Source organism: Mesorhizobium sp. M0815, assembly GCF_040319995.1.
In the GTDB taxonomy this organism is placed as follows: domain Bacteria; phylum Pseudomonadota; class Alphaproteobacteria; order Rhizobiales; family Rhizobiaceae; genus Mesorhizobium.
In genome coordinates, this window is record NZ_JAMYOU010000014.1 from 78,501 (window position 1) to 103,022 (window position 24,522).

Annotated in this window: 23 protein-coding genes; 20 read left to right on the forward strand and 3 right to left on the reverse strand. The window is 60.5% G+C overall.

Translation table 11 applies throughout. From position 1 onward, the window contains the following. Window positions 1-6: 6 nt before the first annotated feature. From NKI01_RS17195 to NKI01_RS17245, 11 genes are all read left to right on the forward strand, one after another. Complete coding sequence (locus NKI01_RS17195) at window positions 7-1,095, forward strand: ABC transporter ATP-binding protein (RefSeq protein ID WP_352483677.1); 1,089 nt, start codon at window positions 7-9, stop codon at window positions 1,093-1,095. A 507-nt stretch (window positions 1,096-1,602) separates the two neighbouring features. After that, on the forward strand, window positions 1,603-2,697 hold the full coding sequence (locus NKI01_RS17200; RefSeq protein WP_352483676.1) for an HlyD family secretion protein: 1,095 nt from the start codon (window positions 1,603-1,605) through the stop codon (window positions 2,695-2,697). Then, a complete protein-coding gene (locus NKI01_RS17205) occupies window positions 2,694-4,274 on the forward strand; it encodes an MFS transporter (protein ID WP_352483675.1) in 1,581 nt (526 codons plus the stop codon). Before NKI01_RS17200 ends, NKI01_RS17205 begins: the two co-directional genes overlap by 4 nt. 423 nt (window positions 4,275-4,697) lie before the next feature. Beyond that, window positions 4,698-7,823, forward strand: coding sequence for a PAS domain-containing protein (locus NKI01_RS17210; protein WP_352963986.1), 3,126 nt, complete (start codon window positions 4,698-4,700; stop codon window positions 7,821-7,823). Between the two features lie 404 nt (window positions 7,824-8,227). Beyond that, the gene (locus NKI01_RS17215) at window positions 8,228-10,690 is read left to right on the forward strand and encodes a sensor histidine kinase (RefSeq protein WP_352483881.1); all 2,463 of its coding nucleotides are present in this window, start codon (window positions 8,228-8,230) and stop codon (window positions 10,688-10,690) included. Beyond that, a complete protein-coding gene (locus tag NKI01_RS17220) occupies window positions 10,687-11,328 on the forward strand; it encodes a response regulator transcription factor (RefSeq protein ID WP_023716982.1) in 642 nt (213 codons plus the stop codon). The genes NKI01_RS17215 and NKI01_RS17220 overlap by 4 nt, the downstream gene beginning before the upstream one ends. 2 nt (window positions 11,329-11,330) lie before the next feature. Then, window positions 11,331-11,720 (forward strand): response regulator, encoded by a 390-nt coding sequence (locus NKI01_RS17225; RefSeq protein ID WP_352483835.1) that lies wholly within the window; start codon window positions 11,331-11,333, stop codon window positions 11,718-11,720. Next, window positions 11,710-12,393 (forward strand): response regulator transcription factor, encoded by a 684-nt coding sequence (locus tag NKI01_RS17230; RefSeq protein WP_352483882.1) that lies wholly within the window; start codon window positions 11,710-11,712, stop codon window positions 12,391-12,393. Before NKI01_RS17225 ends, NKI01_RS17230 begins: the two co-directional genes overlap by 11 nt. Window positions 12,394-12,962: 569 nt before the next feature. Continuing rightward, window positions 12,963-13,943, forward strand: a complete 981-nt coding sequence (locus tag NKI01_RS17235) for an alpha/beta fold hydrolase (RefSeq protein ID WP_502899440.1) — start codon at window positions 12,963-12,965, stop codon at window positions 13,941-13,943. A 49-nt stretch (window positions 13,944-13,992) separates the two neighbouring features. Next, entirely contained in the window at window positions 13,993-14,355 is a 363-nt protein-coding gene (locus tag NKI01_RS17240) for a hypothetical protein (protein WP_352483837.1), read from the forward strand. A gap of 113 nt (window positions 14,356-14,468) precedes the next feature. Then, window positions 14,469-15,218: a glucose 1-dehydrogenase gene (locus tag NKI01_RS17245; RefSeq protein WP_352589056.1), complete on the forward strand. Its 750-nt coding sequence runs from the start codon at window positions 14,469-14,471 to the stop codon at window positions 15,216-15,218. Between the two features lie 258 nt (window positions 15,219-15,476). On the opposite strand, the gene NKI01_RS17250 is transcribed toward NKI01_RS17245, so the two are convergent. Next, complete coding sequence (locus NKI01_RS17250) at window positions 15,477-15,704, reverse strand: DUF680 domain-containing protein (RefSeq protein WP_352483839.1); 228 nt, start codon at window positions 15,702-15,704, stop codon at window positions 15,477-15,479. A 470-nt stretch (window positions 15,705-16,174) separates the two neighbouring features. Here NKI01_RS17250 and NKI01_RS17255 point away from each other — a divergent pair, with 470 nt between their 5' ends. The 9 genes from NKI01_RS17255 (at window position 16,175) to NKI01_RS17295 (ending at window position 21,979) form a co-directional block, all read left to right on the forward strand. After that, on the forward strand, window positions 16,175-16,966 hold the full coding sequence (locus tag NKI01_RS17255; RefSeq protein ID WP_023716991.1) for an alpha/beta fold hydrolase: 792 nt from the start codon (window positions 16,175-16,177) through the stop codon (window positions 16,964-16,966). Window positions 16,967-17,032: 66 nt separating this feature from the next. Beyond that, window positions 17,033-17,791: an SDR family oxidoreductase gene (locus NKI01_RS17260; RefSeq protein ID WP_352483840.1), complete on the forward strand. Its 759-nt coding sequence runs from the start codon at window positions 17,033-17,035 to the stop codon at window positions 17,789-17,791. Between the two features lie 45 nt (window positions 17,792-17,836). Continuing rightward, a complete protein-coding gene (locus tag NKI01_RS17265; RefSeq protein WP_352483841.1) occupies window positions 17,837-18,238 on the forward strand; it encodes a cupin domain-containing protein in 402 nt (133 codons plus the stop codon). A 252-nt stretch (window positions 18,239-18,490) separates the two neighbouring features. Then, window positions 18,491-18,937: a hypothetical protein gene (locus NKI01_RS17270; protein WP_352483842.1), complete on the forward strand. Its 447-nt coding sequence runs from the start codon at window positions 18,491-18,493 to the stop codon at window positions 18,935-18,937. Between the two features lie 270 nt (window positions 18,938-19,207). After that, window positions 19,208-19,729 (forward strand): carboxymuconolactone decarboxylase family protein, encoded by a 522-nt coding sequence (locus tag NKI01_RS17275; protein ID WP_352483843.1) that lies wholly within the window; start codon window positions 19,208-19,210, stop codon window positions 19,727-19,729. Window positions 19,730-19,869: 140 nt separating this feature from the next. Continuing rightward, complete coding sequence (locus tag NKI01_RS17280; protein ID WP_352483844.1) at window positions 19,870-20,307, forward strand: CBS domain-containing protein; 438 nt, start codon at window positions 19,870-19,872, stop codon at window positions 20,305-20,307. Between the two features lie 128 nt (window positions 20,308-20,435). Continuing rightward, window positions 20,436-21,170, forward strand: coding sequence for a sensor histidine kinase (locus NKI01_RS17285; RefSeq protein ID WP_023716997.1), 735 nt, complete (start codon window positions 20,436-20,438; stop codon window positions 21,168-21,170). Window positions 21,171-21,224: 54 nt separating this feature from the next. After that, entirely contained in the window at window positions 21,225-21,506 is a 282-nt protein-coding gene (locus NKI01_RS17290; protein WP_352483845.1) for a GNAT family N-acetyltransferase, read from the forward strand. Window positions 21,507-21,547: 41 nt separating this feature from the next. Continuing rightward, window positions 21,548-21,979, forward strand: a complete 432-nt coding sequence (locus tag NKI01_RS17295) for a DUF1810 domain-containing protein (RefSeq protein WP_023716999.1) — start codon at window positions 21,548-21,550, stop codon at window positions 21,977-21,979. Window positions 21,980-22,045: 66 nt separating this feature from the next. Here NKI01_RS17295 and NKI01_RS17300 read toward each other — a convergent pair whose 3' ends face one another. After that, window positions 22,046-22,957 (reverse strand): pirin family protein, encoded by a 912-nt coding sequence (locus NKI01_RS17300; protein WP_023717000.1) that lies wholly within the window; start codon window positions 22,955-22,957, stop codon window positions 22,046-22,048. Between the two features lie 26 nt (window positions 22,958-22,983). Then, on the reverse strand, window positions 22,984-24,501 hold the full coding sequence (locus NKI01_RS17305) for a mechanosensitive ion channel family protein (protein WP_023717001.1): 1,518 nt from the start codon (window positions 24,499-24,501) through the stop codon (window positions 22,984-22,986). Between the last annotated feature and the right edge of the window lie 21 nt (window positions 24,502-24,522).

The following is a 24,522-nucleotide window of genomic DNA, read 5'->3' on the forward strand; positions in this document are numbered from 1 at the left end:
GATGTCATGGGACGGATAACGCTGACCAACATCGATCGCGCTTACGGCAAGATGAAGATCTTGCACGGCATCAACCTCGACGTCGGGGACGGCGAGATGCTAGTCCTCGTCGGCCCGTCGGGTTGCGGCAAGTCCACGCTGCTGCGGCTGATTGCCGGGCTCGATCGGCCGACCGACGGCAAGATTGAGATCGACGGGGTCGACGTCACCAACGTTTCGGCCGCGCAGCGCGGTCTGGCGATGGTGTTCCAGTCTTACGCGCTCTACCCGCACATGAGCGTGCGCCAGAACCTCGCCTTCGGGCTCGAAAACATCCGTATGCCGAAAGCCGAGATCGACGCGCGGATCACGGAAGCGACGCGCATGCTGGAAATTGCTTCCTATCTAGACCGCCGGCCCGGTCAATTGTCGGGCGGCCAGAAGCAGCGCGTGGCGATCGGCCGTGCGGTGGTGCGCAATCCGACCGCCTTTCTACTCGACGAACCGCTGTCCAACCTCGATGCCGAACTGCGCATCACCATGCGCGCTGAACTGGCGGGCCTGCACCGGCGGCTGGCAACCACGATGATCTACGTCACCCATGACCAGATCGAGGCGATGACGCTGGCGGACCGCATCGTGGTCATGCGCTCGGGGCGGATCGAACAGGTCGGCCGGCCGCTCGATCTCTACAACGCGCCGGCCAACCTGTTCGTCGCCGGCTTCATCGGCGCGCCGCGGATGAACCTGCTGCCGGTGAAGGTGCGTTCGGCAAGCGGCGCCGAGGTGCGTGTCGAAGGTCCGGGCGGGCTGTCGGCCTCGGTCGCCGCCGACGGGGTCGCGCTGAAACCGGGAGACGACGCGACGCTTGGCATCCGACCACACGACATCCAACTTTCGGATGGCAGCAAGGGATCGGTGGAAGCGCGGATAACGCTGGCCGAGGCGCTGGGACCGGAAACCGTTGTCCACGCCACCATTGCCGGCGACAGCAAACTTATCGCCGTTCTCAAGCAGCAGGGCGTTGAATCGCAAGGGCCGCCGATCCACCTCGCTCTGCCGCCGGAGCGCATGCATCTCTTCGATGCCGCCGGGCTGCGTGTCGCACCGCGTTAGCCGGAGGCAAGATAGCGGGTTGTTTCATGAACTGTCGCAACTGCTGCACAGCGAACGCGTGTTGCGCGCTTGTCAAAACACAAAATAGGTGAACGTTAAGACAACCAAACTCTTCAAGAGGGCGCTCTCTGCGATCATTGCTGCCACGGGATGTCCGGAATTTACTTCAAAGTGGATTTTCTCGTGGACGGTCTTCGGCAATACGGAGATCCGCGCCGCCACGTTCGCGCGCCTGAATCCGGCCGACTGACAATACGACCTGTGCTGAGGTTCAGTACGAACTACCGATCAGGGCAAATGGGATGTTCGTCCGCATGATAGCGGCGAGGCCGTGAAATCCGCGATCGTTCTTCAGTTCTGCCTTGTTGCAGAGCCGCAGCTCGACGGAGACGTTCTCGTGAGACTCTATTGCGCACCGTGGGTTTGCAGCCTTGCCGAACGGCTCGCTCTTCGGCAGGCGGAGATCTCCTTCGATAGTGAGCGCGTCGACTTGGGGTCGAGGCAATCATGAGCCAACCCCGCAAGATCGCGATCGCCCTCGTTGCCCTTATGGTGCTGCCAATGGCAGCTATTTGGAGCTGGCAGTGGTTTACAAGGGGCCGGTTCGAGGAAACGACCGATAACGCCTATCTCCGCGGAGACATTACCAGCATCGCTCCGAAGCTCGCCGGTTACGTCGTCGAAGTCGACATAGACGACAATGCCAATGTGTCAAAAGGTGCTGTCCTGTTTCGCATCGACGACAGCGACTACAAGGCCAAGGCGGAGCAGGCGAAAGCCAACGTCGCCGCCCGGCAGGCGGAAATCGCCAACATCAAGGCGACCCGTGAACTGCAGGACGCATTGATCGCGCAGGCCGAGGCGCAGAAGCAATCTGCCGCAGCCGACCTGCAATTCGCCCGCGCCAACTTAAGCCGCTACGTCACGCTGCAGAAGAACGGAACCGCAAGCGATCAGAAGCTGCAGGATGCGCAGGCCGGCCATGACAAGGCAAGGGCATCGCTGGACGGCGCAGAGGCCAATCTGTTGGCTCAGAAGTTGAAGCTCGGCGTCCTGGATGCACAATTGTCCGGCGCGCAGGCAGCCCTGTCGCAGGCACAGGCAGCGCTCGACCTGGCAATGCTAGACCTGGCCAACACCGTCGTGAGGGCCCCGGTCGACGGCATCGTCGGCAATCGCCAGATCCGGGTCGGCCGCTATGTCACCCCAGGGACGGCAGCCCTGGACATCGTTCCGGTTAACGATGTCTGGATCGTCGCAAACTTCAAGGAAACGCAGCTGAAGCAGGTTGAGATCGGCCAACGGGTCCGCGTCATGGTTGATGAATATCCAGATCTGCAAATCGACGGCCTTGTCGACAGCTTCGCTCCTGGCAGCGGCGCAGCCTTCAGCCTGCTGCCGCCGGACAATGCCACCGGCAACTTCATCCGCGTCGTCCAACGCGTGCCGGTCAAGATCAGGATGACGCGCAATCCGTTGCCCGGCCGCCTGGTTCCGGGACTCTCGGCTCGTGTTGTCATCACCGTCGGCACCAGGGATGCTCCGGCAGTAGCGCAGGAAATGCAGACAGGCGGGACCGCGAACGGGCGCTCAGCGCAATGATGCACCTCGCCGAAACGGCGGCTGTGCAGCGCCATCCCGGTACCCTGCGCGCTTCCTTGATAGCAACCGGCGTCGTGCTGGCCGCCTTCATGGACGCGGTCGCATCCACCGCACTGTCCATCGGCCGGATCGACATGCTTGGCGACACCTACGCAACGTCGGACGAGCTGGCGATGGTCGACGTGGTTTTCATCGCGGCGAAGCTGACGGCGTTCCTTGTCGCTCCGCTTCTTGTAACGGCAGCCAGGCCGACCGTCTGCCTGCGCGCGGGGGTTGTCGCCCTTCTGCTGGCATCCGCGGCCTTGACGTTGTCGGTGGACCTCACCTGGATTTGCATCTGCCGCATTGTCCAGGGGCTGGCTGGCGGCACAATTCTCGTCGCCGGCCAGACGCTGCTGTTCTTTCGCTTCCCTCATCGGCATCAGCCGGTCGTTCAGGCGGTTTTTGCCGTAGGCGCCGTCATGGCTCCGACAACCGTCACGCCGGCCCTGCAGGGCTGGCTTGTCGACCATCTGACTTGGGAGTGGATATTCCTGAGCATCATTCCGCTCGGCATCGTCTCCCTTGTCCTGTTGGCGGCGGACGGCGATCGGACCTTTTGGCGGAAAACCAGGTTTCCTGCCGTCGGGATATCGTTGCTCGGCATCAGCGCCGCGCTTTTGACCTACGTCCTGCTGCAAGGCAGCAGGTTCAACTGGTTCGACGACACCGACATCACCTTCCTTGCCGCAACCGGTGTGACGGCTGCCGGCCTCCTGGCCGTCTGGAAGACCCGCCTTCGTTCAGAAGGCTCACTGCTGGCCATCTCGCCCCTTGGCAATCCGGACTTTCGCTTTGGCCTTCTCGTCAGCATCGTCGCCGGCTCTGCCCTTTCGGGCAGCGCCTATCTCATTCCGGCTTTTGCCCTCAACGTGCTCGATTTTACCGCCACGGGCGCGGGAGTGCTTCTGCTGCCAAGCGGAGCCATGCTCGCGCTTGGACTTTTGTTGTCCGGCTTCCTCATCCAAAAGACCGGGATGCGCCCGATCACGCTTGCTCCGTTTGGCATTCTGCTCTTCGCAGGCGCCATGTGGCTGCTGTCCGCTTCGACGAGCGGTAGCGGATCACCGGACCTGACCCTTGCTCTGCTGCTGCGGGGATTCGGCCTCGGCCTTCTGTTCGTGGCACTGACGCTGATTACACTGCAGGGCCTTGCCCCTGATGCGCTGCCGTTCGGCATCGGGCTGTTCAACTTCGGCAAGCAGGCGGGCGGTCTGACCGGCACAGCCCTCTTGCAAACGTATATTGATCACCAGAATGTCCACAACCGGACGATACTGACGTCCCACCTCGTCAATGGCGATCCAGCCGTGGACCAGCGCTTGAGAGCCACTGCGAACGTTCTGGCGAATAGTATCGACAGCGCCGCGGCGACCAAGGCCGCGCTGCCGCTGCTGCAGCGCGCGCTTGAGAAGCAGGTCGCCACTATCTCGTTCGACGAAGCTTTCTTCGCGCTCGTCCTGCTGTTCGCGGTCGCTGCGCCCTGTCTCATTGTCGCCAAACAATTGCTCGCCCGCCAAGCCGCTCCGCAGAACTAAAACCGCGTCCAGGCCCTATACTTTGGAACAGATGTTTTGGTCGGGCGAGGCTTCCAGATTATCTCATGAGCCGTGTTAACCGGACGAGACAGGGATGACGAATGCAGAGGTTTTTCCGGTTTCACTCTGCAGCCGACGAAGAGGCAGCCGAGCGTCTTACCTGTCCGGCTCGTATTTCCCAGTGGTGGGTGTTGACGCGTCGATCCGCGTCGCTTCTTGCCCGAGGCGATCGTTAGGCGCGCCGTAGCGGCCGGGCCGCCGCAGCGGCGATATCTCCGCGCAATGCATGGATTTCCATGAGATGCAGCCGGGGCATCGCGGGACTAGATTTAGGCGGTGAGTTCGCCTGTCCAGATATTGAAAACAAGTGCTATATAAAGCGCTGACCGTCCCCAGGCTTTCTTTGTCCGACAGGAGAAGCCAATGACAGCAGCGTCCGACTCACTTGGCGAAATCGACCCCGAAGCAACGCTCGCGCTGCAAATCATCGAGAGTATGCCCGGCCACGCGTGGGCAGCCGATGCCGCCGGACGATTCACCTTTGTGAGCTCAAACACCGTGGCGTTCCTCGGCAACACGCATGAGGATCTTAACACCTCCGAAGACGACGATGAGTTCGGCTGGCGTCGAGCCGTCCATCCCGACGATTATGATCGTGTCGCCGCCAGATGGCGGCATTGCCTCGAAACCGGCGATCACTATGACACCGAGCATCGTCTGCGGCGCGCCGATGGCGTCTATCGCTGGTTTCGAAGCTCAGGACGACCTTTTCGCGATAGTCAGGGCCGCATCATTCAATGGTACGGCACGACAATAGACATTGAGGACCAGAAGCGGGCGGAGTCAGCATTGCGCGACCGCGAGCGGGAGCTCTCGCAGCTCGTGGACATGGTACCGAGTCACATCTGGCGGCTCGATCCGGACGGCGAGCCGATTTTCTTCAATAAGCGCATGGTCGATTTTCTCGGCCTGGACGTAACGGATATGGACAGACCGGGCATGAGCCGGCTGGCGGCGATGATACAGGCCGGCGTCCATCCGGACGATGCAGCAGCATTCGGCGATGCACTCCGTGGTTGCTTCGCTACCGGTGCGAGCTTCGCCATGCGCTATCGCCTGCGCCGTGTCGATGGCGTCTATCGCTGGATGTCGAGCCGGGCGGAGCCGATGCGCGATGACGCCGGCCGCATCGTCCAGTGGTACGGCCTCTGTCACGACATAGACGATCAGATGCACGCCGAAGAGGCGTTGCGGCGAAGCGAGCGACAATTGCAGCACATGATCGACGCCGTGCCGGTCCGCATCTGGAGCGTGATGCCGACCGGCGGGCCGGTCTACTTCAACAAGCGATACCAGGACCATTTCCGCTCCGTTATCGCGAACTTTGATGCTCTCGGCGAGCCGGGCATCGAAACGCTGCTGCACGAGGTTATTCATTCCGAAGATGCTCCCGAGGTGCAGCGCACGTTATCGAATTGTTTCGAAACTGGCGGCGGCTCCGCGATGCGGTTTCGCTGGCGCGAAAAAGACGGCACCTATCGCTGGGCTGAGTGCAGGGTGGAGCCGCGGCGCGATGACAACGGAACGGTCGTGCAATGGTACGGGGTTTCTCTCGACATCGACGATGAGGTGCGCGCGCAGGCGGCGTTGCGCAAAAGTGAGCGGCGCCTTCAGCAGCTTATCGACACCGTGCCCGCTTTGATCTGGAGTACGACACGGGAGGGAAGGCCATCCTACGTCAACAAGCGGTTCACCGACGTAACCGGGGCCACGCTCGGTGACATCACCGCCCCGGACGGCTCGCCGTCCCTGAGCGTGATCCATCCAGACGATATCGACACCGCACGGCAGGCGATCCGCCATTCATTCGCAACGGGCGTGCCTTACGTTCAGAGATATCGCCAACGGAGGGCCGACGGCGGCTATCGCTGGACCGAGACTCGCGCCGAGCCGCTGCGCGACGAAGATGGCAGCATCCTCCAGTGGTACGGCGTGAGCGTCGACATCCATGATCTGGTGACCACGCAGGCCGCATTGCACGACCGCGAACGAGAGCTCTCGCAGCTCGTCAACATGGTTCCGAGCTACCTCTGGCGGCTGTCTTCGAACGGCGAGCCGACCTTTTTCAACAGGCGCCTGATAGATTTTCTCGGCCTGGACATAGCGGACGCGGAAAAGCCGGACACGAGCCGGCTGGCGGCCTTCATTGCCAACGTCGTCCATCCCGACGATGCCGCCAGCCTGAGGGAAGCACTCAACAGCTGCTTCGCCACCGGCGAGCGCTTCTTCATGAAGTATCGCCTGCGGCGTGCCGACGGCGTTTATCGCTGGATGGAGGGCCGCGCGGAGCCGCTGCGGGACCAAGGTGGACGCATCGTCCAATGGTACGGCCTTACGCACGACATCGACGACCAGCTGCGCGTCGAAGAGGCGCTGCGCGAGAGAGAACGTGCGCTCTGGCAGCTCGTTGAAACGCTGCCGGCAATGATCGATTGCGCCGCTCCGGATGGCGAACCGATATATCGCAGCCAGCAGCTCCGCGAATTCCTCGGATACAATCTTGAGGAATTGGACGAAGCGGGAAAGTCCCGGCTGGCTGGCACACTCGACGCCGGTGTTCATCCCGACGACCTGACAGGTGTCAAAGAGAGATATGCCCATTGTTTGTCCACCGGCGAGCCGTATGCGCGACGGCACCGTCTGCGGCGCTTCGATGGTGAATATCGCTGGGTCGAGACGCGCGCCGCGCCGATGCGCAACGCTGAAGGTGCCATCGTGCAGTGGAACGTTATCTGCCTCGACATCGAAAATGAGGTGCGAACACAAGAGGAGCTTCGACTGGCACAAGAGAGACTTGCGCGTGCGAGCCAGGCAGCGAGCCTTGCCGAACTCTCCGCATCCATCGCTCATGAGGTGAACCAGCCGTTGGCCGCCATCGTCGCCAACTCCAACGCATGCCACCGTTGGCTGTCCGCCGTGCCCCCGAACGTCGAGCGCGCGAAAATCACGGCCGAGCGCATCATCCGCGATGCCAACTCGGCGGCGGATGTCGTCAGCCGCATCCGTGCCTTGTTCAGACCTTCGCTTGAAATGAGAACCAGCACGCCGATCCCCAGCGTTATTGCCGAAGCGCGTGACCTCATGGCCGAGGAAGCCATACGGCGTCGCGTTCGCATGGACATCGATGTCGAAAGCAATCTTCCGCTCGTCGCCTTCGATCGCGTCCAGATCCAGCAGGTCCTGGTCAACCTCATTCGCAACGGCATGGAGGCGATGGACTCCACCACGGACAGGGTTCTCGGGCTGCGTGTGCGCCGGATAGAGGACACGATCCAGACCGAGGTCAGCGACCGCGGCCCGGGTATCGAACGTCCTAACAAGATATTCGAGCCGTTCTTTACGACGAAAGGGAATGGGATGGGCATGGGGCTGGCGATCTCCCGTTCGATCGTCGAGTCTCACGGCGGACGCCTATGGGCGGAGAACAGTGTGCCGCATGGAGCGACATTCATCTTCACTCTCCCGGTTGAAGCGAAAGCTGTGCAATGATGCCGGACGACGACAATCGTCCTCATCTTGGACGATGCTGAACGTATCCGGCGGCGCTCAGCAAACGCTTGGTTTATTCTCCTTTCGGTGAAGGGCGTCGCTGCCCCCGCGCAATGCATGGATTTCCATGAGGTGCGGTTGGGGCGTGGCGGGATTAGGGTGACGGTGTGAGTCCGTCAGCCCAGATCCAGCTACCAAGAGCAAGTGCTATACGAAGCGCCGACAATCTCCAGAGTTTGTTTGTCCGTCAGGGGCACCCGATGACGACAGCGCCCAACTCACTTGGCGAGACCGATTCCAACGCAACGGGCGCGTTAAAGCATGACTTCGACCGATCCGGACCGGGATTGCAAGGAAGTGGCCGATCTTTGGCGACGAGTGAACCAGGCCTGATTCGCGGCAACATGATCAGCGATCTTGAAAGAGGCAGGTTATCGCGCGTCTGGTCGCACCGTCCCCAATTCTTGCATCTGGGGCTTTTTATTACGGTCTATGTCCTGGGCTGCGGCTTCGCCCAGTCGCTCGCAATCATACCTGGAACAGGGATTTCCATTTGGCCTCCGAGCGGACTGTTCATCGCTACGCTTGTCTTCGCCTCCAGGTATAGCTGGCCGTGGTGGGTGCTGGGGGCCTGTCTGGCCGAACTGTTCAGCAACTTCTTGTGGTTTCACACTCCGCTGCCCGCGGCCTTCCTGATCTTTGCCGGCAACGCTCTTGAAGCGGTGGCCGGCGCATGGCTCGTGAACCAGACCTGCAAGCGCCCAGTTCGGCTGGAAACCTTGCGCGACGTTCTCGCATTCGTCGTACTGGCCGCTGGAATTGCGCCAGTTGCAAGCGCGACGGTGGGAAGTGCGGCGCTTGCGTGGTTTGGCATACAATCGCAAACCTTTGCGACGGCTTGGCCGCTGTGGTGGATCGGAGACGCGACGGGAGTCCTGATCGTAGCGCCACTGGCGCTGGTCGTGTTCCAGAACTGGCGCGGCAAGGCGCAGCTCTCAGCAGCGCGGTGGATGGAAGCTTGCGTCCTGGGGCTGATCTTTCTTGGTATCGCCGCCCTTTCCTTGAGCGGCTATCTGCCCTTCGCCTACATCATCATGCCGCCTCTTCTTTGGGCCGCAGTGCGCTTTGAGTTCAGAGGCGCCGCCGTAGCATTGACCGTTCTCGCTCTGATCACGGCGGTATTCACGATATCCGGCGCCAGCCAATTTGCCGGCGATCCCGAGTCCCAGAAGCACAACCAGATCATGCTGCAGCTTTTTCTGGCCATCTCGGCATTTTCGGCGCTCGTCGTGGCCGCCATATCCCGGCAGCATCAGGCGGCGGTGCTCACTTTGCGTGAAAGCCTTGAGGCATTGGGCGACCGGGAGCGGGAGCTCTCGCAGCTTGTCGACATGGTTCCGAGCCACGTTTGGCGCCTGAGGCCCGATGGCGATCCGACCTTTTTCAACAAGCGCATGGTCGACTTTCTCGGCCTGGACGTAACGGATTTGGACAAACCGGGCATCAGCCGGCTGGCGGCGATGATAAAGGCCGGCGTCCATCCGGACGACGCAGCAGCATTCGGCGATACGCTCAGTCACTGCCTCGCCACCGGCGAGCGCTTCTCCATGAGGTATCGCTTGCGCCGCGCCGATGGCGTCTATCATTGGATGTCGAGCCGGGCGGAGCCGATGCGCGATCACACTGGCCGCATCGTCCAGTGGTACGGCCTCTGTCACGACATAGACGATCAAATGCAAGCTGAAGAGGCCCTGCGGCGGAGCGAATTGCAGCTTCAGCAGATGATCGACGCTGTGCCGGTCCGCATCTGGAGCGCGGTGCCGACCGGCGGGCCGGTCTACTTCAACAAGCGGTACCAGGACCATTTCCGCTCCGTGATCGCTGATTTCGAAGCACTCGGAGAGCCGCGCATCGAGGAATTGCTGCAAGAACTGGTTCATCCCGAAGATGCTCCCGAGGTGCTGAGCACGTTGCTGAATTGTTTCGAAACAGGCGGCGGTTCCGCGATGCGGTTTCGCTGGCGCGAAACAGATGGCTATCGCTGGGCGGAGTGCAGGGTGGAGCCGCGGCGTGATGAGGACGGGGCGGTTGTGCAATGGTACGGGGTTTCCCTCGACATCGACGAAGAGGTGCGCGCCCAGGAAGCGCTGCGACAAGCGTCCGACAAACTCGCGCAAGCGGCTCAGGCTGCAAGTCTCGCCGAGCTTTCGGCTTCGATCGCCCACGAGGTGAATCAGCCGCTGGCTGCGATCGTCGCCAACTCCCATGCATGCCACCGTTGGCTGTCCGCAGCACCGCCGAACGTCGAACGCGCGAAGATTACGGCCGAGCGCATTATCCGGGACGCGAATTCGGCGGCGGACGTCGTCGGCCGCATTCGCGCGCTGTTCAAGCAATCCACCGAGACGAGAACCAATGCGACGCTCAGCAGTGTCATCGCAGAGGCACGCGACCTCGTGACCGAGGAAGCGATGCGGCGGGGCGTTCGCATCAGCGTTGATATCGGAAGCGACATTCCGCTAGTCGCGTTCGATCGCGTCCAAATCCAGCAGGTTCTGGTCAATCTCATCCGCAACGGCATGGAGGCGATGGACTCTGGTGCGGACGACGGAGTTATCAAAATCCGCGTGCGCCATATCGGGGATGTTGTCCAGACCGAAGTCAGCGATCACGGCCGGGGCGTCGAGTTTCCCGACCGGATATTCGAACCGTTCTTTACCACGAAAGAGCAAGGGATGGGCATGGGACTGGCGATCTGCCGTTCGATCATCGAGTCGCACAGCGGGCGTTTATGGGTCGAGAAGAACGAACCACGTGGAGCGACGTTTATCTTCACGTTGCCGATTGAAGCGAAAGCGGCGTCATGACGACGGACGGCCAAATTGTCTTCATCGTAGATGACGATGAACGCATCCGGGAGGCGCTCAGTGAGCTGCTGGCTGCGCACGGCATGCGTGCCGTAGCGTTCGGATCGGCGGGCGATTATATCCGCGCTGACAAGCCGGACGTCCCTGCCTGCCTCATCCTCGATATCGAGTTGCCGGATATCAACGGCCTCGATCTGCAGCGGCAGATTGCCGAGGGCGATCATCCGCCGATCGTTTTCCTGACAGGACATGGCGATATCCCGTCCTCCGTGCGTGCGATCAAGCACGGCGCCGTGGATTTCCTGACTAAGCCCTTCAGCGATGCAGACCTCATGGCCGCAATCCATGCAGCGATTGCCCAGGATCGGGCACAGCGATCGGAGCGCGCCGAGCTGGGCGTGTTGAAGCAACGTTATCTCGAACTGACGCCGCGCGAACGTGAGGTGCTGCCGCTGGTGGTCAGCGGCCTGCTCAACAAGCAGGCGGCCGCTGAGCTGGGGATCAGCGAAGTTACGCTGGAAATTCATAGAAGGAACGTCATGCAGAAGATGGTCGCGGCGTCGCTCGCCGACCTCGTGCGCATCGCCGAGCGATTGGGAATACCGATCACGCACTCGCGCCGGGCAGGGGGGAGCTGAGGGTGAGCAAGCGGAGGCCTGTCGTGGCGATCGTCGACGATGACCCAAGACTGCTCGAGTCGCTGGAGGACCTCTTGGAGTCCGCCGGCTATGTGGCCCGCAGCTTCTCGTCGGCGAGGTCGTTGCTGGTCAGCGGCCTGTCTGGATTGGACATGCTTATCACCGACATCGGGATGCCCGGCATGGACGGCTTTGAACTTCGCGACTTGGTCAAGAAGGCGCGTCCGGATCTGCCCGTGTTCCTGATCACCGGCCGCCACGAGATAGTGGATCAGCACCGCGCCAAGGGCATTGGCAGGCTTTTCCGCAAGCCGTTCGATGGCCAGGCACTGCTTGCGGCGATCGGCGACGCCTTACGCAACCCAGAAACGGAGGCTAAACATGAGAGTTGACCAATTGCCCTTACGGAGATCGACGCCGTCATCACAGCAGCGGAGGGCTGAAGCCGAGCAGCCGCTGGTCATTATTGTCGATGATGATGCCTCTGTTCGGGAGGCGCTGTCTGAATTGATCCTGTCGGCGGGTTTTCTGCCGGTGTGCTTTACCTCGACCCGTGAATTGCTTGACGCCGACGTGTTGGAGAGCCCCGGCTGTTTGATCCTCGACGTGCGCATGCCAGGGACGAGCGGTCTCGATCTGCAGCACCATCTTGCGAAAAACGGCAACCCCAAACCAATCATCTTCCTGACCGGGCATGGCGACATCCCGATGACTGTCCAGGCGATGAAGGCCGGCGCCGTGGACTTTCTGACGAAACCGGTGCGGGATCAGACGCTGCTTGACGCCGTGATCGCGGGCATTGCGGTGGACGCCAAACGGCGGGCGGATGCCGTGATCGTCAAGCGCAACATCGAGCGCGTCGAGACGCTGACGCCGCGCGAGCGCGAGGTCCTGCGTGAAGTGGCGCGCGGGCGCCTCAACAAGCAGGTCGCCTTCGACCTCGGCATCAGTGAAGTGACCGTCAAGCTTCACCGCGGCAATGTCATGCGCAAGATGGAAGCCGCTTCCATCGGTGAACTGATCCGGGCGTGGGAAACGCTGCCCGCGCCGATGCGCGAGGTCTAGAATTGGCACAAGCCGATCCATGCCCCATCCAATAGGATTGCCCAGCGCGCCCGGCCATTTCAGGCTGTGGGAAATTTGCTTCTTCAGCGCGCGAAGGCCTTCCTGCCCGTCGGCACGCTCCTGCTGCTGCGGGTGGTCCTGATGTACATCGGTGGTCCTATTGGGTGTTTTGCGGCCAGGCCCGCGCCAACATCGCTACCTCTGAGCGGCGCTCTTTTGCGGCGCCGGTCTGACCGACAAACTCGCAACATTTCATGCACAGCAACTGACGCCGGCCATGCCGCGTCGGTCCCGCGCCGCTACCCAAGCCTAAATTGACGTATGTCTATAAGAGCTTGCCTCGGCCCGTCCCCAATCCTCGGCGTGCCTGCCCTGCACCTTGGCATCGTATGACAGATGCTTCCGTAGAATAGGTTCGCGGCCCGGATCGGTGCATCCTGTTCCTCGCAAGCCATCACGACCGTCGCGTTTCTACCGCTCCTCGCTCGTTCCTCCCCGACCGCGACCGCACGGGCCGATTCGACGGTCGTGATGGTGAGCAGGATGTTCAAAGCACATGGATGGACATGATGAACAACGACGGACTTTTCTCCGTCGGCAGATCTCGCCGCGATGTCTTGTTGGCCGGCCTGATCGCCACCGTTGCCGCCGGACTGCCCCGCGCTGCTTCGGCCGCGAGCCGAAAACAAAACCTTCCCTCTTCCCCCTCAACCAAAGGAACCAAGACGATGAGCACCATCACGACCAAGGACGGCACCGAAATCTACTACAAGGACTGGGGTAAGGGTCCTGTCGTCACATTTTCGCACGGATGGCCGCTGAATTCCGACGCCTGGGACAGCCAGATGCTCTTTCTTGCCCATAACGGCTTCCGCGTGGTTGCGCATGACCGGCGCGGCCATGGGCGATCGAGCCAGGCCACGTCCGGCAACGACATGAATGGCTATGCGGACGATCTTGCAGCCGTGATCGAGGCGCTGGATCTCCGGGACGCCACGCTGGTCGGACATTCCACCGGAGGAGGCGAGGTTGCTCGCTATATCGGACGGCACGGGACGAAGCGGGTGGCCAAGGCTGTTCTTATCGCCGCTGTTCCGCCGATCATGGTGAAGACGCCGGCCAATCCGGAAGGCCTGCCGATCGAGGTATTCGACGGCATAAGGGCTGGCCTCGTCAAGGATCGTTCGCAGTACTACCGGGACCTCGCACCGTTGTTTTACGGCGCGAACAGGCCAGGCGCCAAGGTTTCCCAGGGGATTCTGGATCAGTTCTGGCTCTGGAGCATGCAGGCGGGTCTCGTGAACGCGTACGAAAGCGTCAAGGCGTTCTCCGAGACCGACTTCACCGAGGATCTCAAGAAGTTCGATGTGCCAACCTTGGTCCTGCATGGCAAGGACGACCAGATCGTCCCCGTCAAGGACTCGGCAGTCAAGTCGGCCCGACTGATCAAAGGCGCAAAGGATATCTATTACCCCGGCGCACCCCACGGGATTACGGCCACGCACCAGGATCAGGTCAATGCTGACCTGCTCGCCTTCATCAAAGGATAGCAAGCCTCAGTCACGACCGCATGTTTTCCGCAATTCCTTGGAGCCGCCGATGACCACCTTTGGCAATATTTCGCGCGCCCTGAACCGCATTTCGGGTGGCGCGCCAGGTCAAACCTTGTGCGCTCGCATAGCCGAGCGGTGGCCTGAATGCTGGTTCTGCCGGCTCATGTCCCGGATTGTGGAACCGAACCACTGCGCCATCGAGCTGGAGCGCTGGCAAAGGCGCGAAACATGTGCTGCGACACGGCTGCCATTCGGGCAACCGCGCCTGTGCAGCGCGGAGGCGATCGCCGGTGTTCGACACTACGTCGCGCTGTCGGGGGTCGCCGCCGCGCGCTTGTTCTGCCTTGAAGGCCACTGCGCTCTCCAAGACGTCAAACTGGCTAAGCGCCGCGAGTTTATCAATCGGTAGCCGTTTGCGATTGCCGCTCATTTTGGCGGTCTCAATTCGGCGTGAAATTTTCTTGGCCAGCGGTTGCGACTATCGCAGCAGCACCGGCACAATTTTTCGAAGGCAGGAACGACATGGGCGCACTCTCAGGCAAGATCGCGGTGGTCACCGGCGGAAACAGCGGGATCGGACTATCGGCTGCAAAAATCTTTGCCGCCGAGGGCGCGCAAGTCGTCATTACCGGCCGCCGGCGGCAGGCGGTCGAGGAAGCGGTCGCGCAGATCGGGGCAGGCGCGCTGGGCATTCAGGGAAATGTGGCCGACGTGGCGCACCATGATGAGGTGGCGCAGCAGATCCTCCAGAGGTTCGGGGCGCTCGACATCTATATGGCGAACGCCGGCGTAAACACCATCACCCACTCGGCCGACGTCTCCGAGGCAGAATATGATGCGCAATTTGCCGTCAACACGCGAGGCGTCTTCTTCGGCGTCCAGAAGCTGATTCCGATCATGCGGAACGGCGGCGCAATCATCCTCACAGGCTCGCTGGCCAGCGAGAAGGTTCTGGACGGTCATGCTGTTTACGCGGGCTCCAAGGCGGCCATAAATGCCTTTGCGCGCGCTTGGGCGATCGAACTGAAGTCTCGCGGTATCCGGGTCAACGTGCTTAGCCCAGGTCCGGTGGATACGGCTATTCTCGATAAGCTAGGCATACCGTTTGAGCAGCGCGGGCTGTTTGAAAAGGCGATGGCTGAGGCAATACCCTTGGGCCGGATGGGGCAGCCGGAAGAGCTGGCAAAAGCCGCCCTGTTCCTTGCCTCGGACGCGAGCAGTTTCGTCACGGGCATCAATCTGCGGGTCGACGGCGGGATGGCAGTGCTCTGAGCCACGACTGCGAAGTCGTCGCGCCAATAGACGGCCGAATAATGCCTGAGCAATCGGTCTTCCTCACGACGATTTTCCGGGAAGCTGCCGCACGAATCCCTCCAAATAGGTCGGAGGCGAGACGTTTCGCCGACGTGGTGCAAATTGTAAGCGGCAAGTCGCATTGCAGGGATCGACGCGCAAGAGAGAAGTCGGCTCGCCGATAGGGCTGAAGGACCGAGGTCTCGCCCCGGTCCTTCAATTTTCTGTAGGTCGGGATCAGTGACCCCAGATGCCCTGGCCATATTCATCGTTGGGAACAGTCGGCTTGCGTACGGTTTTCGGCACCCCGGTATCGCTGTTCATTTTTCTGATCGAGGATGTATACATGTTGTCAGACGCAGTCGCAGGCTGCTGGGCTCCGTTTGATCCATAGTGGTCGCTTCCGGCAATGGCGCTTCCTGCTGTAATAACAAGCGCGACGGCAGCAAGGACTGTCATTTTCATTTCAGTAACTCCATTAATAGCTTGGATGGTATTCACCCATACAAATATAAATGTCGTGACCCAGCGACACGATCAGACGGTCCGGCGGTTTGACCCATACCAAGGCATTGGGCGATGCGGGCCGAAGGCCAGGAACTATGTCGTTGACGAGAGGAGGCTTTGCCGCCGTGTTCGATCCGGCCGGCTCACCAGCGCTCAACGGATCGACCGCGCCAGGTTCTCGCCACGGCGGCAGCGGCGTCTTGCAAACACTCTCCGGCCGCGCGCGCCCTCAGTGTCTGCTCAGACGGCTGCCGACAGTGCACACTCGGCATAGATACCTCAATCATGCTGCAAGGCACCTGATCTCCCTGGTGACCTACCCTGCACCTTGGCATTGTATGACAGACCCTTCCGCACAATAGGTTGGCGGGCCGCATCGGCGCATTCTCCTGAGCATTGGTCACCACAGGCCACACGGGAGAAAGCAAATGCGAAACATAACTCGAGTCCTGGCGCTCACTGCGGCGCTTGCCGCGTCGGGCGGCGGGATGGCGCAGGCCGCGAATTCTCAGCCCAAGCCGACGATCGTACTGGTGCACGGCGCCTTCGCGGAATCGTCGAGTTGGGACGCAGTCATCACGAAACTCAGCAAAGACGGTTATGTAGCGATAGCCGCAGCCAATCCGCTCCGCAGCGTTGCCAGCGATGCGAAAGCAGTCTCAGCCATCGTCCGGTCGGTTTCCGGGCCGGTCGTGCTGGTGGGGCATTCCTACGGCGGGCCTGTCATCACCGAGGCCGCCAATGGCAATCCCAATGTGAAGGCCTTGGTCTACGTGGCGGGATTCGCGCCGGATACCGGCGAATCGAGCCTTACATTGTCCAGCATGTTTCCCGGCAGCACCTTGGGTAGCGCGCTTGCTCCAGTCGCGTTGCCGGACGGCGGACAAGACCTCTTCATCCAGCCGGCCAAGTTCCGCGCCCAGTTCGCCGCCGACGTTCCGGAAGAGCAGACCTTGCTGATGGCTGCCACTCAACGCCCTGTTGCGCAGGCAGCTCTGGCTGAAGCCTCGGGCGTCGCCTCATGGAAGACGCTGCCGTCCTACATGATCTACGGCTCAGATGACCGGAACATCCCGGCAGCCGTCATGAGTTTCATGGCCAAGCGTGCGCACGCGGTAAAGACCGTCGTCATCGAGGGCGCGTCCCACGCGCTCATGGTCTCGCATCCCGACGAGGTCACGTCACTCATCGAGGATGCTGCTGCATCGGTCAGTCAGTAGCAGGCCGGAAACGCCCAGCATCCGATCGAGCAACGAAAATAGACACGCAACACCAGGAGACTAGACATGAAGATCGTCGTCATAGGCGGAACCGGGCTGATCGGTTCAAAGACCGTGGAGAGACTGCGAAACAAAGGACACGACGTGCTTGCGGCGTCGCCGAATTCGGGCGTCAACACCGTTACGGGAGAGGGTCTGGCCGCCGCGCTTTCCGGTGCGCAGGTCGTCGTCGACCTCGCGAACTCGCCGTCGTTCGAGGAAAAGGCTGCCCTGGAGTTCTTCGAGGCATCCGGGCGTAATCTTTTTGCCGCCGAAACGGCTGCCGGTGTCCGTCATCACGTGGCGCTGTCGGTCGTCGGTACCGACCGGCTGCAGGGCATGGGCTATTTCCGCGGCAAGTTGCTTCAGGAAAAGCTGATCAGGGAGTCCGGAATTCCCTACACGATCGTTCACGCCACGCAGTTCTTCGAATTCACCGCCGCCATCGCAAACACGGGCGCTGTCGGAGATACCATTCATATGTCACCGGCCTACTTCCAACCCATGGCGGCTGATAATGTTGCCGATGCGATGGCGGACGTCGCGCTTGCCGCGCCGTTGAACGGCATGATCGAAATTGCCGGCCCGGAGCGCGTTCGCATGAGCGAACTTGTCGAGCGCTTCCTGAAGGCCACCAACGACCCGCGCAAAGTCGTCCCGGATCCCGGCGCGCTCTACTACGGCCAGGTGGCAATCGACGATCGAACGCTGGTGCCCGGCGAGAACGCGCGCATCGGCGCCGTGCGTTTCGATGATTGGCTCAGCCGATACACACCACCGAAATAAGTAATCATCGGATAGTCCACCATTCGCACAACAAGGAGACCAGACATGATCAAAACACTTCTCTGCGCCGCGCTCACCGCCGCTTCCGTCACCGCAGCAATGGCCAATGACGCCGCCAGTGTGAAGCTTGTCTACGACCAGGCCCTTCCAAACGTGCCCGGCAAGAGCATGAAAGCCGTGCTCGTCGAGTACGCGCCGGGGGGTACGTCGCCGGCCCATACCCATCCCAAATCCGCGTTCATCTATGCCACGGTCCTGGAGGGAGCGATCCGAAGCCAGGTCAACGATGGGCCGGTGAAGACTTATAGCGCCGGCGAGAGTTTCTCGGAATTCCCGGGCGACCGTCATGCCGTCAGCGAAAACGCCAGCAAGACGGAAGGCGCTCGTCTGCTTGCTATTTTCGTCGTCGACACCAGCGAGACGGAACTGACGACGAACGCGAAATGAAATCGTGGCCCTCCGGACCATCGGGGCATATGCGAAGGGACGGTCAGTGACATGAATTCGATCGCCAGCCGCACACTTGCGGGGATTTCGGTCCCCGATACACCGCTTGTCGGCCGAGCGATCGAACATGCTCGCGAGCGATGTGAACCTTACTTGTTCAACCACGTGGTCCGATCCTGGCTTTTCGCGGCCCGGATCGGACAGATTCAGAATATCCAGCACGACGCGGAGGTTGTTGCCGTTGCAACTCTGTTGCATGACGTCACGCTCAATGAGGACTTCGCCGGGCCGCGCCGTTTCGAAGTGGAAGGCGCCGATCTCGCCCGCACCTTCGTTCGGGAAGGCGGCTTCGACGAGCGGCGCGCCCAATTGATCTGGGACAGCATCGCCCTCAACTCGACGCCGTCGATCGGCCTCTACAAGGAGGCTGAGGTGGCGCTTTGCACAGCCGGCATCTGCCTCGATGTCGTCGGCTTGCAATACAGCCTCGTTTCGTCAGCCGAGATTGCAAAGATCATCGGTGAGTTTCCACGCCTCCAAATGAAGCGACGGATGGCCCGATGCTTTTGCCATATCGCCGAGGTCAGGCCGGAAACCACCTACGACAACTTTGCCCGGGACTTCGGCGAGCGCTTTGTTTCCGGCTACAAGGCGACTTCGGCAGTTGATCTTGTGATGAACGCTCCCTTCGAAGAGTGAGCGCAGTTTCGATCCAGGTTCTATCGACACCGGTCGGTTCAGCCTCGCCCTTCAAGTGACCCAAACGCCGCGCACCTGTCGCATGCCTGCGGCAAAGCGAATTGCCGAGGGCAGCGTTCAGGGTGCCAATTTCCACCGCTTCCTATACTTCGGTTTAGGCGCCCCAAACCGATCGAATGGCAATACATATCATCGGCACGATAGCAACAGTTTGGCTCACCGGTCATCCTTACGCTGCAATGGATTGCAAACACCTCAAGGAGATAAGTAATGAATATTGCAGCGTCACCGGTCGCTCCGAAAGGAAAAGCCGTCGCCCAACGCGCGAGTTATGCGGAGCAGTCGCCGGAACTTCTGAAGAAATTTATTGAATTTCTTGGTGCGACGCGAGAGGGGTCGATCGAAGAACCGATCCGCGACCTTGTTGCCGTCCGAGCCGCGCAACTGAACGGGTGCACCTTCTGCCTTGATATGCACGTCAAACAGGCGAAGATTCATGGCGAGCGCGAACTGCGCCTTTACCACCTGGCAGCCTGGCGGGATTCGACCCTGTTCGTTCCTCGCGAGCGTGCAGCCTTGGCATGGACGGAAGTCTTGACCAAGCTGCCCGAGCAGGGTGTCCCGGACGAGGTCTACGATCGGGTCAGGTCGCAGCTTTCCGAGAAGGAAATCTCCGATCTGACCTTCGTCGTCATGGCGGTCAATTCTTGGAACCGTCTGAACATCGGCTTCAAACCGGTCCCGGGCTCGGGGGATGCGAAGTTTGGCCTGAGCAAAGCAGCGCTAAGCTAATCTTTGGAATGGGTCAGAATGGCGCTTGTTTTCGCGCCATTCTGACCGGCCAGGCAAAGGCGCCGACCTCGGCGACCAAACCCTGGAACCGATCCCAGCCTCCCGGCCGCGGCCGCGAGGCGCTCTCAGGAGGGGGCGTCATGCGCATTGACAGTCTGCATCCAGTAATATCGGCCCGTCTCATGGTGATCGACGTCGACGCTCCACTCCGCAGTGCAGCACTCTCACTTTCCAGGCCCGCAATAGGCCTGGTCGTGGTGTGCCACGGCAGTGGGGAGGCGGCAGGCGTGCTGAGCAAGTCCGACCTTGTCCGCCATCTAGCGAATTCAGGGCCAACAGAAGCGCCGATTGCGGCATTGATGAGCCGGTCCATCGTGTCTTGTGGTCCCGATGATGATCTTCATTCAGTCTGGCAGACCATGGCCGCGCAAGGCCTGCAGAATGTGCCGGTGCTCGGGGCTGACTCGAAACCGCTAGGCGTCCTCGATATCCGTGATGCGATGAAGGCGCTCTTCAAACAAGAGGAACTGCAGGAACGGCTGCTTGCCAACTACATCAGCGGGATCGGCTATCAATAGATCATGGTCTCGCGTTTGGATATACAGAAGTATGTATCGGAGTCTTCTTAGACATAATGGATAATAAATACCATAAATTATAGTGTATTGAAGCAAATAGGTGTCGGCTGAGCCAACGGGGTAATGAAATGTTTCGTCCGGACATAAAAGAAGATGTCTTCGACAGCCCATCCGATGGTCCTGGAAGTGGTATGTCCGTGCAAATGTCGACGGCCGGCATCGTCCATGACCTGGGCAATCTCATTCAGGTCGCCTCGTCGGCGTTGAACCACCTGGCCCGCGATCCGAGCATCCAAGCGGCTCCGGCGCTTGGGCCTGTAGTTGCCGGCGCCAAAACGGCTTTGGAACGGGCTGGTGGCCTTGTCCGGCAAACCATCAGCCTGGCCCGAGAGAGCCCCGCGGAAATCGAATACACAAACGTAGGTGCTTGCCTGGCTGAGATCGAAACCCTCGTGCGGAGCGCCTTGGATGCCAATTTCGGTCTTGAGCTTCGGGTTGGATCGGACCTGCCTTTGGTGAGATGCGATCGCCTTGGATTGCAAAATGCGGTTCTGAATCTTCTGTTCAACGCGCGCGATGCAATGCCTGACGGCGGCTTCATCTCGATCGATGCCGGCTTGGCCTCTGAAAGCTCTACCGCCGGTCAGGTAGATATCCGTGTCGCGGACAGCGGTATCGGGATGACCAGCGAGACGATGGTCTGCGCCTTCGATCCGTTCTTCACCACCAAAAGCGAAGGCCTCGGCGGCGTCGGTTTGCCGATGGTGAAGCGCTTTGCCGAGCAGTCAGGCGGAAGCATCGATATTCAGAGCACACTTGGGGCAGGCACGACCGTCACTCTGCGGTTGCCTGCGGTGCGATAGCGGCCGGCCAATCTCCCTCCGGTGACAAACGTGACATACAATCGAGAGATAAAGATGGATGCACAAGTCGTTGAAAACGTCGAACAGGACCGTTTCGAGCTGCCGATCGCCGGCGATATGTTTGCGGCGGCCTACTATCGGCTCGAGGGCGGGAAGGTCGCGCTGATACACACCGAAGTCCCGTCGGAATTTTCCGGACAAGGGATCGCGTCGCGATTGGCGCAGGGCACCTTCGAGCTGCTCCGCAAAACCGGCCGTAAAGCGATCTTGAAATGTCCCTTCATGAGCCGCTTTTTCGCCAAGCACCCGGACTATGCAGATGTCGTCGACGGCTAGTCAGGGCACGAATGTTGAGGGTTTCCCAGGGATCTATCCTAATGCACGACGAGTATGATTTGCAGAGGTTCGTCAGCGCACAGGATCCGGTCTACGACGACGCGCTGGCTATTCTCCGTCAAGGAATGATGTGCACTCCCTATATGGAGTTCATCTTCCCAAGGTTGGCCACCAGGCGAAGCGGTACTGCGCCTGAGCCATATTCAATCACATCGCTCGACGAAGCCAGCGCTTATCTCTCATTTCCGATCCTAGGAGGCCGTTATCGGGAATGTGTTGGCACACTGCAGCGGCTCTCCGGCCTAAGCGCTCGCGCTGTCTTCGGTGAGGTTGATGCGAAGAAGTTGCACGCGTCCCTCACGCTGTTTTCCGAAGCAAGCAACGACGAGTTCCTGCTCGAGACAATCTTCGACGTCTGGTTCGACGGTTTGCTCGACGAGGAAACGATGAACGATCTCTACTTGATATCGTAGTGGTCTGCCTACGCCACCGGCGTAAAGCTGTCGCGGCGCTGAGGTCACCATCCGCTGCCTTATCCCTCACACGCTGCGATCTGGCAGAGGCATGAACTCGTGGTCTCCCGGCACGCCGGAGAAGCGGCGTTCGCGCCAATCCGCCTTTGCCTGCTCGATCCGTTCGGCTGAAGAGGAGACGAAGTTCCAATAGATATGACGTGGCTCGGAAAAGGGCTCGCCTCCTATCAGCATCAGCCTCGCCGCATGGAAGGCAGGCGCCTGGAGCACAATCTCAGCGCCGGGCGCCAGAGCTATCAATTCGGCCTCATGAAACGTCCCGAACTGGCCGACAATTCCAACCTCACCGGCGACGATGTAGATTGCACGCTCACGGTGTTCGGGTTTCACCTGGTATCGCGCACCGCTCGTGAGCACAATTTCGGCATAGACCATGTCGGAGAACGTCCTTACCGGCGAGACCAACCCGTCGGACGCGCCGGCGATCAACGTAAGCTCGACGCCGTCGGCACAGATCCTGGGTATTTCGGGAGCGCCAAAATGTGCGACGTCGGCGGCAATTTCTTCATAGCGGGAGGGGAGGGCGATCCAAGCCTGAGCGCCGAAGAGATTGCTTCCCGACGCCCGGACTTCCGGTGGCGTGCGCTCGGAATGGACGATGCCCGACCCGGCCGTCATCCAGTTGACCTCGCCAGGACGGATGGTCTGCACTTTACCGAAATTGTCGCGGTGGACGATCTCGCCGTCGATCAGGTAGGTCACGGCCGCAACGCCGATATGCGGATGCGGTCCCATATCGAAACCGTGACCTGCGTCGAATATAGCGGGGCCGAAATGGTCGAACAGGATGAAGGGCCCGATCATCAGGCGATTCGAGGAGGGCAATACGCGCCTTATCTTCAGTCCGTCGGCAAAATCACGGATAGCCGGCTGGATGATTGTATCGATGCCTGTGATATCGCTTTGGCGGATGGTCATGGATCTCTGTCCTTCTGCATGCCTTGTCAGCCAGGTGCTCGAACGCGCTTGAACGGAGCGGCGCGAAAGACTGTCTGAATGGCTTTGAGGAGCGCGAATTTGGAGCTCGCGTGGTTCTGTCCGGCGATGCCGCTTTCATTAAGAGCCGACACCCTCTTCGACAGGATCGCCGCAAGATCTTCAGCCATTTCGGGCCTTTCGTGCAGCAGCGGCGCAAAGCTTTCCTGGTCTATCTCGTAAACCTCGACGGGGGTCATTGCCCGCAAACTCGACATCTCGCCAATGCCGGCGAGCAAGCCGGTCTCGCCGAAGAAATCGCCGGGTGCAAGCCGGCCGATCTCCTGCAGGTGAGCATCGTCCTCGCCAATTTGCCGGACGATAACTCCCGTCCGTACGATCATGAGCGACGGCAGCATCTCTCCCCGTCGTGCGATGATCTCGCCCTTATGGTAGGTGCGAACCGAGGCCGCTGCGGCGAGCGACTCCTGCTCGGTATCCGTTAGCGCCGAGAATACCGGTATGGACCTGATGAGTTCGATCGGGGTGAAGCTTTGGGAGGCTGCCTTCTCGTCGCTCAGCCGGTTGGTCATGGCAATCGAAGCCGAAAGTGGCTCCGCCAGCAGCATGCCGGTCGACTTTGAATGGCGATAAATGAGATCGAAGATTTCGTTCCGAGCGGCACTTCGCTGGTCAAGATTTGCGACGCGAAAAAACAACTCGATCTCGATAGCTGCCGCATCCAGGCTTCTGATTGTGACCAAAGGCGAAGGGTCCTGGAGGATTGAATTGCAGCTCAGCAAGACGGTGCGCATGAGGTCTACGATGATCGCCGGCGTCTTCGTTGGCGCCATCTTGACGGTTACGGCAAGTCCATGGCTCTCGTCCGGACCGCTTAGATTTGTTACCCCGATCTTGGCGAGAAGGCTGTTCGGAAGCGCGACGACATTGTGGGTCGGGGTCAGGAGTTGGGTCGACCGCCAGTTGGTCTCGACAACGCGGCCTTCGGTTCCGTCGCTCAGAATGATCCAGTTTCCAAGTACGTAAGGGCGGCCGAGGTTAAGCGCGATCCCCGAAAATACGTCACCGAGCGTATTCTGGAGCGCCAGTCCCAGGATGACGGCAAACACGCCGGACGTGGCAATGAGCGTTCCGACCGGCACCGCAAAGACGAACGCCAGGATCGACAGGAACATTCCAGCATAGACGATACCGACCACGACGTCCTGCAGGAGACGTGCCTCGCGCGGCTTTCGCTCAAAAACGAGATAGATACGGACAAATCCGATTAGCGCCCAGGCAAGGTGAACCCACCAGAGCAGCTTGACCGAGCCCATGAGGATCGCTCCTCCGGTTGTCTCGTTGTCCCCTGCGGCCTCGTATGGCACGACGCGCAGGTCGAGAACCATGGCCGACATCGCGAGGAAAAAGCTGAGTTGGACGACCAGCTTCGCATTGGCGAAGCGTCTGGGGATGAGGGTCCAAACGACGATCCCGGCGAGGCCGAGCAACACGATGTAGACCAGAGGAGAGTTCCACCAGTTCATGAACGATCACCGCCATTCACA